10 protein-coding genes are annotated in these 13,523 nt (G+C 62.5%); 9 read left to right on the top strand and 1 reads right to left on the bottom strand.

Annotated features, from left to right (window positions below):
- Positions 1 to 124: 124 nt before the first annotated feature.
- Positions 125 to 763: a MotA/TolQ/ExbB proton channel family protein gene (locus tag M2103_RS08270; RefSeq protein ID WP_277509894.1), complete on the top strand. Its 639-nt coding sequence runs from the start codon at positions 125 to 127 to the stop codon at positions 761 to 763.
- A complete protein-coding gene (locus tag M2103_RS08265) occupies positions 760 to 1,167 on the top strand; it encodes a biopolymer transporter ExbD (protein ID WP_108825240.1) in 408 nt (135 codons plus the stop codon). The genes M2103_RS08270 and M2103_RS08265 overlap by 4 nt, the downstream gene beginning before the upstream one ends.
- A gap of 75 nt (positions 1,168 to 1,242) precedes the next feature.
- On the opposite strand, the gene M2103_RS08260 is transcribed toward M2103_RS08265, so the two are convergent.
- On the bottom strand, positions 1,243 to 1,938 hold the full coding sequence (locus M2103_RS08260) for a hypothetical protein (RefSeq protein WP_277509892.1): 696 nt from the start codon (positions 1,936 to 1,938) through the stop codon (positions 1,243 to 1,245).
- Between the two features lie 61 nt (positions 1,939 to 1,999).
- Between M2103_RS08260 and M2103_RS08255 the strand changes: the two genes are divergently transcribed.
- From M2103_RS08255 to nifJ, 7 genes are all read left to right on the top strand, one after another.
- Complete coding sequence (locus tag M2103_RS08255) at positions 2,000 to 2,659, top strand: metallophosphoesterase (RefSeq protein ID WP_277509890.1); 660 nt, start codon at positions 2,000 to 2,002, stop codon at positions 2,657 to 2,659.
- A gap of 60 nt (positions 2,660 to 2,719) precedes the next feature.
- Entirely contained in the window at positions 2,720 to 5,266 is a 2,547-nt protein-coding gene (locus tag M2103_RS08250; protein ID WP_277509889.1) for a DEAD/DEAH box helicase, read from the top strand.
- A 122-nt stretch (positions 5,267 to 5,388) separates the two neighbouring features.
- A complete protein-coding gene (locus M2103_RS08245; protein ID WP_277509888.1) occupies positions 5,389 to 6,150 on the top strand; it encodes an amino acid ABC transporter substrate-binding protein in 762 nt (253 codons plus the stop codon).
- A 55-nt stretch (positions 6,151 to 6,205) separates the two neighbouring features.
- Positions 6,206 to 6,856 carry an amino acid ABC transporter permease gene (locus M2103_RS08240; protein ID WP_277509887.1) on the top strand — a complete coding sequence of 217 codons (651 nt, stop codon included), beginning with the start codon at positions 6,206 to 6,208 and terminating at the stop codon, positions 6,854 to 6,856.
- A gap of 22 nt (positions 6,857 to 6,878) precedes the next feature.
- The gene (locus M2103_RS08235; RefSeq protein ID WP_345783550.1) at positions 6,879 to 7,631 is read left to right on the top strand and encodes an amino acid ABC transporter ATP-binding protein; all 753 of its coding nucleotides are present in this window, start codon (positions 6,879 to 6,881) and stop codon (positions 7,629 to 7,631) included.
- A gap of 97 nt (positions 7,632 to 7,728) precedes the next feature.
- On the top strand, positions 7,729 to 9,267 hold the full coding sequence (locus M2103_RS08230; protein ID WP_277509885.1) for an ATP-binding cassette domain-containing protein: 1,539 nt from the start codon (positions 7,729 to 7,731) through the stop codon (positions 9,265 to 9,267).
- A gap of 536 nt (positions 9,268 to 9,803) precedes the next feature.
- Complete coding sequence (nifJ, locus tag M2103_RS08225; protein WP_277509884.1) at positions 9,804 to 13,454, top strand: pyruvate:ferredoxin (flavodoxin) oxidoreductase; 3,651 nt, start codon at positions 9,804 to 9,806, stop codon at positions 13,452 to 13,454.
- Positions 13,455 to 13,523: the final 69 nt, after the last annotated feature.

Raw genomic sequence — 13,523 nt, 5'->3', positions numbered from 1 at the left:
GAATTTCGAGTCGCGCGCGATTTTGGCGGAAGCCGTTTTTCTTATCGCAGGGAAGGGTCAAAAAAATATTCTGAACATTTTTCTATAAAACCGCGTCAGATCACGCCATACATTCACGACATACATGTTAATGACGACCCTCCTTTCCGCCATTGATGGCATGCGCATCATCAAGGAAGCCGGCCTTCTCGCCTACCCGCTCGGTTTCTGTTCCGTCGCCGCAATCTTCATCATCTGCGAACGCAGCATCGCGCTCCGCGAATCCGCCATCATCCCGATCGACCTCGCCGACTCCGTGCTCGGCGGGCAAAACATCGTCTCCGGCGTGCATTCGGCGCTCGGACGCATCATCGGATTTGTTGAACGGCATCCCGGCGACATGGAGGGTGCCAAGGCCTACGCCCGCCTCGAAGTCATGAAAATGGAGCGCGGCGTCAGCTACCTGGATGTCATTTACACAGGCGCGCCGCTCATCGGGCTGATCGGAACGGTGTCCGGCCTGCTCGCCGCGTTTTCCAAAATCGACCCGGTCACAAAAATGCCCGACCCGGTGCAATTCACCGAAAGCGTCGGCTACGCGCTCTCGGCCACGCTGCTCGGCCTTGTGGTCGCGGTCATCGCGCTCATCGGCAACGGCTACCTCCAGCGACGCATCGACGCGCAGGCCGCCAAGCTCGACGTGCTCCTCGAGCGCGTGCTCCAGTATCGCAAAACCGACGGCGGCGACGCCTCCGGGGGCAACCAACTCACCAAGTCCGCATGAGCGCAACGGGATTACGCGTCAAACGCCGCCACCGGCCCGAACTGCCGCTGGTGCCCCTGATCGACGTGCTCGTGCTGCTCGTCTTTTTTGCGTTTGTGACGATGCGTTTCGCCAACACGCAAACGCTCAACCTCACGCTCCCCAAAGTCGACACCGCCGGCTCCAACCAGTTCAACGTCGAGGGCGTCACCATTGCGATTGAGAAAGACGGCACCATTCTTTTCGGAGGCAAACCAGCCACAGAAGCCCAACTCGTCGATCTGCTCCAACAAGTGAAACAGGTCAGCCGCGACATTCCCGTGCTGATCAGCGCCGACGAGGACACCCCGCTCAAAACACTCGCCTTCGTGATGGACGCCTGCCGCAAAACCGGCCTGAACAAATTCAGCCTGCAATCGCGGTAGGACAAAGCCTCAGAAGCCTCAGACGGAGGCGGTTTCATATGCCGCATTGTTCGCGGCTCACCGGGACGGAACGCCCTACCCTTCCTGCGTCACCGGCTTCTCGTCGTCCTGCTGTTCCTGCGAATCTTGCGCCGGCTCCTGCTGCGGTTCCGGCACGTCCTGCGAAAGCGCTACTTGCGGCGCCGGTTCTTGCGGCGATGCGGGCGCGGCTTCCGTTTCGGCTACGGCCTCCGTTTTCACTTCCGCATCCGGCTCCGTTTCCTTCGGTTCGCCGCCGCCCACGAGCACGCTCAGCTGCTCCTGCACTTGCACGAAAAATTCCGGCGTCAGCTCGCCGCCCGGCACCTCGATCATTTGTTTTGTTTTTGCGTGCTCGTAGAGATTCTTGCTTCCGTCCGCCGAGCGGCCTTTCGGGCGCAACACGCGTTTTCGCTCCAGCATCAGCGCCAGAAACTTCACCAGCCGCTCCGTCTCCGGCGTCAGTTCCGTTGCCGGATCGACCAGCGTCATGAACAGGTTTTCCGCGGTCAGCTTGAGCTCGCGCTCCGGGTTTTCGTTGGCCTTGCGCGGCTTGTATTCGCGCACCCAGCGGCACATCAACGGCCCATCGGCGACGAAGTTGCCCGCTTCCGACTCCAGCATGTCTCGCCTCATAATCTCATCCGGATTCTGCCGCCCGCGCAGCAGCACGCTCACCACGCGCCGCCCCTCCACGAAAGGCTGCTGCGAAACCCAACAAACGGTTGCCTGAGGCTGTATCGATATTTCCATCACCCAACTTGTTTACTTGAGGCGGCCCGTGCCGCCAGTCAATTTCTGCAAATCGAAAAAAATGACCGGACGCATCATCGCCATCGGAGACATCCACGGCTGCCACCAAGAATTTTCTGACCTGCTCGCCCTTCTCAACCTAGCGAAAGACGACCGGCTCATCCTGCTCGGCGACCTCGTCAACCGCGGCCCCGACTCCTGCAAGGTCATCGACCTCGCGCGCCAGCACCACGCCACAGCCCTCCTCGGCAACCACGAGCTGCGCCTCCTCGCCTACCACAAAACCAAAGATCCCTCGCATCTCCGCGAAACCGACATCGACACCTTCTCCAAGCTCCGACCCGCCGACTGGGAATACATCGGTCAAATGCCACTCACCCACCACGAGGAAACGCTCAACACCGTCTTCGTGCACGGCGGTTTTCTTCCAGGAATCCCCTGGCAAAAACAATCCGCCGAAACCGTCACCAACATCCAGGTCATCGACTCCGGGGGCCGACCCCGCAAGCGCGCCGACGCGCCCAACGCGCCCTTTTGGGCCGATCTCTGGAGCGGCCCGCCCTTTGTCGTTTACGGCCACACTCCGCGCCCCGAAACCTACAAGCTCAAATGGTCGCTCGGCATCGACACCGCGTGCGTCATGGGTGGCGCGCTCACCGCCTACATCCTTCCTGAAAAACGAATCGTGCAGGTGAAAGCCCGAAAAAAATATTTCCCCTGACTCCGGCAGTGGCGCGGGCAGCTCGCCCGGAAACCCTGATATCCAATTCTCTTCTCGCTGATGCTCCGTATTTACCTGCCGCCCAATCTTCCCGCCGCCGCCGCGCGCGATGCGATCCCGATCAAACTCGAAATCGATCTCGCCGCGCCGCCAGCCGCGGCCCTGCTCCCGGCGCTCGCGCTCATCCAAACGTGGTGCAACTCGCAAAAACCGCCCGCCTTCATCCAGCTCACCCGCGCCCAACTCCGCCAGCTCATCGCCGCCCTCGCCGGACAACCGCTGTTTTTCTGGATAAACAAACCCGCCGCCCCACTCCCCTGGAACGGCATCAACCTCCCCGGCATTAACGAACACCTCGTCGAAAAATCACAACCGCCACCGCCCTCCCCTCCTCCCATTCCGCACTCCGCACTCCGCATTCCGCATTCACAACAAGCGGCGCTCACGCCGCCGCTTGTTGACGGCTCCGAGCACTACCTCGCCATCTCGCTGCCAAGCCGCGAATCCGTTTCCTACCACACGATACTCGATTTGCTCAAAACCAACGGCTTCGCGCTCGAACCGTCGAATCGCAAATGGTGGCTGCGCAACCGCCACAAAGTCCTGAATTTCCTCGCCGCCCACGGCGACGATCTCCGCGACACCTACCACGCCGGTTTCACCGACAACTTCAAGAAGAACACCGCCCGCATCACTCGCGCCGAAGTTGCCTGCGACGCCACGCCCGCCGCCTCCGGCGGCTACGACCTGACCCTCGGACTCCGCGCGGAGGGTGTGTCCGAAAACAAAATACACGACGCCATCGCCTCCAGCCGCTCCTATCTTGAGGACGCCGAAAACAAACGCATCTACCTCGTCCCGCCCGCGCAACTCGACCGGCTCGCGCGCGCGCAAAACGCCCTCGCATCGGACAACACCGGCCTTGCGCCCGCCGCGCGCCGCACGCATCGCATCCCCGCCGCCGCGCTCGCCGAGGCCGAGAGCATAATCGAGGAAATCGCCCCGCACTTCCAGCCGCCCGCCGCCTGGCGCGCGCGCAGCGAGGCGCTCCGCAATCTTTCCAAACTCGCGCCCGCGCCCCTGCCCGCGCAACTCGACGCCCTGCTCCGCCCCTACCAGCGCATCGGTGCCGCCTGGCTCTGGCATCTCCGCAACCACAAGCTCGGCGGAATCCTCGCCGACGAGATGGGTCTCGGCAAAACCCTTCAGGCGCTCGCGCTGCTCGCCGCCGCGCACTCGGAATCACCGGACTCCGGCGCGACGCCCGGTCTCGTCGTGTGCCCCGCCAGCCTTGTCGAAAACTGGCGGCGCGAGGCCGCGCATTTCACCCCGCGGCTGCGCGCATTCATCCATCACGGCAACAACCGCCTCGCCCGCGCGCCCGACGCGGCCTCGCACGACCTGATCATCACCTCCTACGGCACGCTCGCCCGGGACAGCGCGTTTTTTTCAAAAATCGAATTCGACATTCTCATCGCCGACGAGGCCCAGCATCTCAAAAACCGCCGCACGCAAAATGCGCGCACGCTCCGATCTCTTCGCGCCCGCTCGCGTTTTCTGCTCACCGGCACGCCGCTCGAAAACTCGCTCGACGACCTCCGCTCGCTTTTCGAAGTCCTGATGCCCGGCTACCTCGCCCCCGTCCCGCCCGGCGCGCGTGGCGACGAACGCGCATGGCACGACGAGCGCCTCCGCGCCCGCACCGCGCCCTACATCCTGCGCCGCACCAAGACTGCGGTCGCCCCCGAGCTCCCCGAGAAAATCGAGCAGGTCATCTACTGCGAACTCGAGCCCGCCCAAGCCGCCCTCTATCGCAACGTGCAGCAAAACACCGAGCGCGAACTCCTCGCCCTCGAAACCAGCGGCGCCAGTGAAAACGCAATCCGCCTCGCCACGCTCACCCAGCTTCTCCGCCTCCGCCAAGTCTGCTGCGATCCGAGGCTGCTGCCGAGGACGGCAGCAAAGGAGACAGGAGTCAGGAGTCAGAATTCAGAAGATAGGACGATGAAAGAGGGTTCAGTATGCCGGGGTGCATTTTCTCCTGACTCCTGTCTCCTGACTCCTGACTCCTCCAATTTCGCCTCCGCAAAACTCAACGCCTTCCGTGAAATCCTCTCCGAGGCCATCGACGACGGACACCGCCTGCTCGTTTTTTCCCAGTTCACAAAACTCCTCGCGCTCGTCCGCGAGGAGCTCGACGCGCAACAAATCCCCTTCGCCTATCTCGACGGTGCCATGTCCGTTCGCGCGCGCCAGGCCGAGGTTGACCGCTTCAACAACCCGCCCGCCGGCGCGCCCGAACCTCCCGTTTTCCTCATCTCGCTCAAGGCCGGCGGCACCGGCCTCAACCTCACCGCCGCCGACACCGTCGTGCACTTCGACCCGTGGTGGAATCCCGCAGTCGAGGCGCAAGCGACCGACCGCGCCCACCGCATCGGGCAAAAACGAGTCGTCACCAGCTACAAACTCATTTGCAGCGGCACCGTTGAGGAAAAAGTCCTCCAGCTTCAGGAAAACAAACGCGCGCTGCTCTCCGACGTCTTCGAGGCAAGCGACACGCTCAGCGCAAAACTCACCCTCTCCGACCTCAAGTCGTTGCTCGCATAAATAAAGAAGCTACTAACGCACAATCATTTTCAGGCCTGATAACAGTTTTCCATCAGTTTCCTCGATATCAAATTGAACACGCGTCTTGACCTTTTCCGCCGCTTTTCAGACCTATTGCCCGAATGAAATTCCGCGCGCTCTCCGCACTTGTCGCAATCACCGCCAGCCTCCTCTTCACGGCTTGCAGTCCAAAATCCAATAAAATCGTCGTTGGCCTCGACGACAGTTTTCCCCCGATGGGCTTCCGCGACGAACAGCACAACATCGTCGGTTTCGACATCGACATGGCCCGCGAGGCGTTCAAACGCATGGGCCGCAGCGCCGAGTTCAAGCCCATCGACTGGAACTCCAAGGAGGCCGAGCTCGCCAGCAAGCGCATCGACGTCCTCTGGAACGGCCTCACCATCACCGAGCAGCGCAAGGCCAAAATCGCCTTCACCGCCCCCTACATGGAGAACCACCAAATCATCATCGTCCCCGCCAAGTCCCCCATCCGCAACAAGGCCGGCCTCGCCGGAAAAGTCGTCGGCGTGCAGGAGGGCAGCACCGCCGTCGACGCCATCGAGCGCGACGCCGCCACACGCAAGACATTTCGAGAAATGAAAACCTTCGCCGACAACGTCACCGCGCTCATGGACCTCGGTGTCGGACGCCTCGACGCCGTCGTGCTCGACGAGGTTGTCGGCCGTTATTACATTTCCAAAAAACCCGGCGAATACGTCGTGCTCACGGAAGACTTCGGCACCGAGGAATACGGAGTCGGCCTGCGCAAGGAGGACACCGCCCTCCTCTCCGAACTGCAAAAGGCGCTCAACGACATGAAAAAGGACGGCGCCTCCGCGAAAATCTCCACGAAGTGGTTCGGCGCCGATGTCGTCAAATAACGCGCCCGCCCGCCGCCGCCCGATTCCACCGCACCTTCCCGCGCGCACAGCCTGAATGGACACCGTGATCAACAACCTCGGCCCGCTGCTCGGAGGAGCGTGGGTCACGCTCAAGCTGTTTTTCATCACGCTGCTCCTCTCGCTGCCGCTCGGACTCGCGCTCGCGCTCATGCGCATCTCGCGCTTCCGCGCGCTCGGCGCCGGCGTCAACGGCTACATCTGGCTCATGCGCGGCACCCCGCTCATGCTCCAGATGTTCTTCATCTATTTCGCGCTGCCAAACCTCCCCGGCCTCCCGATCATCCTCCCCGATTTTCTCACCGCCGTCGTCGCCTTCACGCTGAACTACGCCGCCTACTTCGCCGAGATTTTCCGCGCCGGCATCCAGTCGATCGACAAGGGCCAGTATGAGGGCGCCAAGGTCCTCGGCTACACCTACCCGCAAACGATGCGCCACATCGTCATGCCCCAGGTCGTCAAGCGCATCCTCCCCCCGCTCAGCAACGAAACCATCACGCTCGTCAAGGACACCTCGCTCATCTACGTGCTCGCGCTCAGCGACCTGCTGAAGGTCGTCCGCGGCATCGTGCTGCGCGAGTTCAGCGCCGCGCCCTTCATCGTCGCCGCCGTCTTTTACCTCTGCATGACCTTCGTGCTCACGGTCGTCTTCCAACGCCTCGAAAAACGCTACGCCGTCTATGATTGAAAGCGCGCCCGAAAAACGAAACATGATCCGCGCGGAAAACATCCGCAAAAGCTTCGGCGCGCTCCAAGTGCTCAAGGGCGTTTCGCTCAGCCTCGCCGAACGCGAAGTCGTCGCCATCATCGGCCCGTCCGGCTCCGGCAAAAGCACCTTCCTGCGCTGCCTCAACCACCTTGAGAAAATCGACTCCGGGCGCATCGACATCGAGGGCGCGACCCTCGCGCGCACCGAACCCGGCGGCCATTGCCGCTACGCGCCCGAGCCCGAGATCCGCCGCATCTGCTCGCGCATGGGAATGGTCTTCCAGCACTTCAACCTCTTCCCTCACATGACCGTGCTGGAAAACGTCATCGCGCCGCCCATGACCGTGAAAAAACGCGCCCGCGCCGACATCCTCCCCGAGGCCGAGACCCTCCTCGAAAAAGTCGGCCTGCGCGACAAGCGCGACGCCTACCCCTCGCAGATTTCCGGCGGGCAAAAACAACGCCTCGCCATCGCGCGCGCCCTCGCCATGCACCCCGAGATCATGCTCTTCGACGAACCCACCTCGGCGCTCGACCCCGAGCTCACCGGCGAAGTCCTGCGCACCATGCGCCAGCTCGCCGACGAGCGCATGACGATGCTCGTCGTCACGCACGAAATGGGCTTCGCGCGCGAAGTCGCCAGCCGCGTCGTCTTCATGGACAACGGCGAAATCATCGAAACGAACACCTCCGCCGAGTTTTTCAAGAACCCCGTCCACAAACGCACCCGCGCCTTCCTGGAAAACATGCTCTGAACCGGCGTAAACACCTCCGCGTCAGCTTCATCATCCGCCCCGGCTTAAATCGACTTGAGTCGACTTAAGTCGATTTAAGCCGATCATCTTTTCCGCAATGTCTTCCGCACAACTCACGCTCACCGACATCGAGTTTTCCTATCCCGGCATGGGCGCGCCAATCTTCGAAAACCTGACCGTGCAATTTCCCGCCCGCACCTGGACCGGCATCGTCGGCGCAAACGGCTCCGGCAAAACCACGCTGCTCCAAATCGCCACCGGCGCGCTCGCGCCCGCGCACGGCAGCGCGCACGCAAACGGCCTCGCGCTCTACGTCGCCCAGCGCACCGACGACCCGCCGCCGTTCTTCGAGGATTTCATCTGGGCGCCCGACGCCTCCGCGCTCAAATCGCGCCTGCGCATCGGCGACGACTGGCCCGAGCGCTGGCACACACTCAGCCACGGCGAGCGCAAGCGCGCGCAAATCGCGACGGCCTTCTGGAGGGAGCCTGCCATCCTCGCGCTCGACGAACCGACCAACCACATCGACTCCGACGCGCGCGAGCTTCTCATCCAAGTCCTGAAAAACTACCACGGCGCCGGCATCCTCGTCAGCCACGACCGCGAACTCCTCGACGAACTCTGCACCCGGTGCCTCATGCTCGACCATGGCCGCGCCACGCTCCGTCCCGGAAACATCACCGAGGCGCTCGCCCAGCAGGGCATTGAGGAGCAAACCGCGCAAAACGAAAGCGACGCGCTCAAGCACGCCGCAGCCCGCCTGCGCGCCGAGGCGCAGCGCCGCCGCGTCATCGCCGAGCAAAAAGCCGCCGCCGCCCGCGGCTCGCACCAGAAAAAGCTCACCAAAAACGACCCCGACGGACGCGCCATGCGCGGCCTCGCCAAGCTGACCGGAAAGGATGCCTACGCCAACAAACTCGCCGGGCAAATGCGCGGCCGCGCCGCCCGGGTCGAAAAAGAGCGCGCCTCCATCCAAGTCACCAAGCGTTACGAAACCGGCATCTGGATCGACGGCGCATCCTACTCGCCGCGCGACTTCCTGCTGCGCCTGCCCGCGGGCAAGCTCCCGCTCGGCGAAAACGAAAACCGCCATCTGCATTTTCCCGAGCTCGCCATCGGGGGCGCCGACCGCATCGCGCTCACCGGCGCAAACGGCTCCGGCAAAAGCACGCTCATCCGGCACATCCTCTCCAATCTGCAAATCCCCGGGGACAAACTCGTGCGTGTGTCGCAGGAAATTTCCGCGGAGGATTCGCGCACGCTGTTGGAAAAAATCAAACTGCTCCCCAACGCCGAGCGCGGCCGCATCATGACAACGATCAGCCGACTCGGCTCGCGCCCCGCCCGACTGCTTGAAAGCGCGCAGCCCAGCCCCGGCGAAATCCGCAAGCTCCTGCTCGCGCTCGGCATCGTGCGCGGCCCTCACCTGATCGTGATGGACGAACCCACGAACCACATGGACCTGCCGAGCATCCTCTGCCTCGAGGAAGCGCTCGCGGATTGCCCTTGCGCCATGCTGCTCGTCAGCCACGACCGCGCCTTCCTGAAAAAAATAACCCGCCAGAGCTGGCATCTAGCCACCCTTCCCAACGGCGACACCAATCTGGAAATCCTGCCCGCGATGGACGAGGAATAACACCAGTATCCCTAATTTTTTACTTTGCCTGGCGTAGGGGCGGCGCTTGCGCCGCCCGGTTTGGCAGCCACCCGGTGGACATGCAGAGGGTGTCGCAAGCGACGCCCCTACGGTGAAAAATCAAAACGGTTAGGGACAGTAAAAAGGTTCGGGATGTTAGCTCTACGTCGAAAATGTCATAAACGCCCAGCAACTACGCATAAATTGACCGAGATTCGCTGATTTTGAACAAAATACACACATTAGAGTATATCTATTGTGAATAGTGCCTGACGGGCGTGGTATTCGGCATCCACAAAAAAACAAAATATGCGCAATATTTGGCCAAAATTAGCTCAGTTTTTTCCATTTTATCTTTCCAAAACCCATCCCGCTGGTTGACTCTGCTACTTCGCCGAATATCTATTTAAATAATTACGATATATTTCTCCCCGATTTCAAAAACCTCCCGCCATCAATCAGCCCAGTTTTTAATCATTTTCATTTAATTTCATAATTTTTTCAAAACAAACAGGTTAATTCATAATTTAGAAACAATGAACGCAACTCAAGCCGCCTCCGAAACCACCAAATCCAAACCGGCCACCATCGACGCCAATGAAGCCGTCGCGCATGTCGCCTATAAAATGACGGAGGTCTTCACGATCTATCCCATCACGCCGTCCACCCCGATGGCGGAGTTCATGGACGACTGGGGCGTTCAGAAAAAGACAAACCTCTTCGGCCACATCCCCGAAGTCGTTGAGATGCAATCCGAAGCCGGTGCCGCGGGCGCGATGCACGGCTCGCTCATGGGCGGCACGCTCACCAGCACCTTCACCGCCTCGCAGGGCCTTCTGCTCATGATTCCCAACATGTTCAAGATCGCCGGCGAACTCACCCCCTGCGTCATGCACGTCACCGCGCGCACACTCGCCACGCACGCGCTCTCCATTTTCGGCGACCACTCCGACGTCATGGCCTGCCGCCAGACCGGCTGGGCAATGCTCGCCGCCAACTCCCCGCAGGAGGCGCACGACATGGCCGCCATCGCCCACGCCGCCACCCTCAAGTCACGCGTCCCCTTCCTCCACTTCTTCGACGGCTTCCGCACCTCGCACGAAATCAACACCGTGCATCGCATCAGCGACGACATCCTCCGCTCGATGATCGACCCCGACGCGCTCGCCGCCTTCCGCTCCCGCGGCCTCAACCCCGACGCGCCCGCCATCCGCGGCACCGCCCAAAACCCCGACGTCTTTTTCCAGGCCCGCGAATCTTGCAACAAATTCTACGAAGCCGTCCCCGCCATCGTGCAGGCCGAGATGGACAAGTTCGCCGCCGCCACCGGCCGCAAATACGGCCTCGTCAACTACGAGGGCGCGCCCGACGCCGAGCACGTTATCGTCATCATGGGCTCCGGCGCCGAGACCGCCGCCGAGACCGCCGCTTGGCTCAACAAAAAGGGCAAAAAAACCGGCGTCCTCTCCGTCAACCTCTACCGTCCGTTCCCCGTCGACGCCTTCCTCAAGGCGCTCCCGAAAACCACCAAGGCCATCGCCGTCCTCGACCGCACCAAGGAGCCCGGCGCGTTTGGCGAGCCCCTCTATCTCGACATCGTCGCCGCCGTCCGCCACGGCGAGGAAAACGGCGCGCTCACCGGCCCGCGCATCAAGATCACCGGCGGCCGCTACGGCCTCGGCTCCAAGGAATTCACGCCCCCGATGGTCGCCGCTGTTTACGAGGAAATCGCCAAGGACAAACCGAAACAAACCTTCACCATCGGCATCAACGACGACCTCACCGGCCTCTCGCTCCCCTACGACAACACCCTCGACATCGAAAGCCTCGACGAGACGCTCACCCGCGCCGTCTTCTTCGGCCTCGGCTCCGACGGCACCGTCGGCGCCAACAAAAACTCCATCAAAATCATCGGCGTTGACGCCGGCAAATACGCCCAGGGCTACTTCGTTTACGACTCCAAGAAATCCGGCGGCTTCACCGTCTCGCACCTCCGCTTCGGCGACCGTCCCATCCGCGCGCCCTACCTCATCAAAAACGCCGACTTCGTGGGCTGCCACCAGTTCAACCTCCTCGACCAGCAACCCGTCGTCGATTGCGCCTCCGAGGGCGGCATCCTCCTCATCAACGCCCCCGGCGACACCGAAACCGCCTGGCACCGCCTCTCCGCCGAGACGCAGCGGGAAATCATCGCAAAAAAACTCCGCGTTTACGCGATCGACGCCAGCGCCGTCGCCCGCTCCGCCGGCCTCCCCGCCAACCGCACCAACACCGTCATGCAAGTGTGCTTCTTCAAACTGAGCGAAGTGCTCCCCGTTGACGAAGCCATCGACAACATCAAAAAAGCCGCGATCAAATCCTACTCGAAAAAAGGCCAAGAGATCGTTGACCAAAACCTCCGCGCCATCGACGCCGCCCTCTCCGCGCTCAAGGAAGTCAAGATTCCCGCCGCCGCCGACTCCACCGCGCTCCGCCAGCCCCCCGTGCCCACCGACGCGCCCGACTTCGTGCGCAACGTCACCGGCATGATCCTCGCCGGCCGCGGCGACGACCTGCCCGTCTCCGCCTTCCCTGTTGACGGCACCTGGCCCTCCGCCACCGCCCAATACGAAAAACGCAACATGGCCGCCACGGTTCCCGAATGGGACGCCTCCATCTGCATCCAGTGCAACAAATGCGTGCAAGCCTGCCCGCACGCCGCCATCCGCGCCAAGTTCTTCGACCCCGCGCTCCTCAGCAAGGCGCCCGAGGGCTTCAAGTCCGTGCCCTTCAAATCCACGGAATACAAGGGCAACAACTACGTCCTCCAAGTCGCCGTCGAGGATTGCACCGGCTGCGAACTCTGCGTGCACGTTTGCCCGGTCAAAAACAAGGCCGACCCGAAGAAACGCGCCATCAACATGGTCGAGCAATACCCGATCCGCGAACGCGAACGCGCCAACTTCAAGTTCTTCCTCGACCTGCCCTCGATCGACCGCGCCAGCTTCAAGGCCGACACGCCGAAGAACGTGCAATTCCTCGATCCGCTCTTCGAGTTCTCCGGCGCCTGCGCCGGCTGCGGCGAGACACCCTACATCAAACTCGTCAGCCAGCTCTTCGGTGACCGCGCCGTCATCGCCAACGCCACCGGCTGCTCCTCCATCTACGGCGGCAACCTCCCGACCACGCCCTACACGACAAACAAGGACGGACGCGGCCCCGCATGGGCCAACTCGCTCTTCGAGGACAACGCCGAATTCGGCCTCGGCATGCGCCTCTCGATGGATCGCAGCGCCGACCGCGCCAAGCGCCTCCTCAACGCCCTCGCCGCGCAAGTCGGCCAGCCGCTCGTTGACGCCATCCTCACCGCCGACCAGTCGAACGATCCCGCCATCGCCGCGCTCCGCGCCAAGATTGCGGAACTGAAAACCGCCCTCGCCGGCATCAACGACCCGCAAGCCCGCGAACTCGAAAAAGTCGCCGACTACCTCGTGAAAAAATCCGTCTGGATCTTCGGCGGCGACGGCTGGGCCTACGACATCGGCTACGGCGGCCTCGACCACGTCATCGCCTCGGGCCGCAACGTGAACATCATGGTGCTCGACACAGAAGTCTATTCCAACACGGGAGGCCAGTGCTCGAAATCGACGCCCCTCGGCGCGACCGCGAAGTTCGCCGGCGGCGGCAAGCCCACCGGCAAGAAAGACCTCGCGCTCCTCGCCACCGTTTACGGCAACGTCTACGTGGCCCGCGTGGCCATGGGCGCCCGCGACGCGCAAACGCTCAACGCCATCCGCGAAGCCGAGTCCTACGACGGCCCCTCGCTCATCCTTGCCTACGCGCCCTGCATCTCGCACGGCTTCAAGGCCATGTATGAAGGCTTCGACCGCCAAAAACTCGCCGTGGAAACCGGCTACTGGCCGCTCTTCCGCTACGACCCGCGCCGCGCCGCCGAAGGCAAGAACCCGATGCAACTCGACAGCGCCGCGCCGAAAGGCGAGCTGAGCACGTTTACCCGCGCCGAAAACCGCTACAAACTGGTGGCCCGCTCCGTGTCGCCGGAGCAAGTGGCGGTGTTCGAAGCCGAGGCGCAAAAAGGAGTCAACGACCGCTTCGCCCTCTACCAGCGCCTCGCCGACAACGGCGGCGACGTCAAAGCGGCGGTTGCGCCGACACCCGCCGCGCCATCCGCGCCCGCGCAAAAGTAAGCAAAGGCGCACGATAACGCGTTGCCTGCATCCCGGGAACGCGGGCATCTTGCCCGCAGGATTGGGCGG

The organism is Ereboglobus sp. PH5-5 (assembly GCF_029504805.1).
Taxonomy (GTDB): Bacteria; Verrucomicrobiota; Verrucomicrobiia; order Opitutales; family Opitutaceae; genus Ereboglobus.
Note: the sequence above shows the minus strand (reverse complement) of the source record. Positions and strands in the feature narration are given on the sequence as shown.

Bases quoted from the DNA above. Each gene is read 5' to 3' on its own strand.
- M2103_RS08270 (WP_277509894.1), top strand. From the start codon at position 125: ATGTTAATGACGACCCTCCTTTCCGCCATTGATGGCATGCGCATCATC.
- M2103_RS08265 (WP_108825240.1), top strand. From the start codon at position 760: ATGAGCGCAACGGGATTACGCGTCAAACGCCGCCACCGGCCCGAACTG.
- M2103_RS08260 (WP_277509892.1), bottom strand. From the start codon at position 1,938: ATGGAAATATCGATACAGCCTCAGGCAACCGTTTGTTGGGTTTCGCAG.
- M2103_RS08255 (WP_277509890.1), top strand. From the start codon at position 2,000: ATGACCGGACGCATCATCGCCATCGGAGACATCCACGGCTGCCACCAA.
- M2103_RS08250 (WP_277509889.1), top strand. From the start codon at position 2,720: ATGCTCCGTATTTACCTGCCGCCCAATCTTCCCGCCGCCGCCGCGCGC.
- M2103_RS08245 (WP_277509888.1), top strand. From the start codon at position 5,389: ATGAAATTCCGCGCGCTCTCCGCACTTGTCGCAATCACCGCCAGCCTC.
- M2103_RS08240 (WP_277509887.1), top strand. From the start codon at position 6,206: ATGGACACCGTGATCAACAACCTCGGCCCGCTGCTCGGAGGAGCGTGG.
- M2103_RS08235 (WP_345783550.1), top strand. From the start codon at position 6,879: ATGATCCGCGCGGAAAACATCCGCAAAAGCTTCGGCGCGCTCCAAGTG.
- M2103_RS08230 (WP_277509885.1), top strand. From the start codon at position 7,729: ATGTCTTCCGCACAACTCACGCTCACCGACATCGAGTTTTCCTATCCC.
- nifJ (WP_277509884.1), top strand. From the start codon at position 9,804: ATGAACGCAACTCAAGCCGCCTCCGAAACCACCAAATCCAAACCGGCC.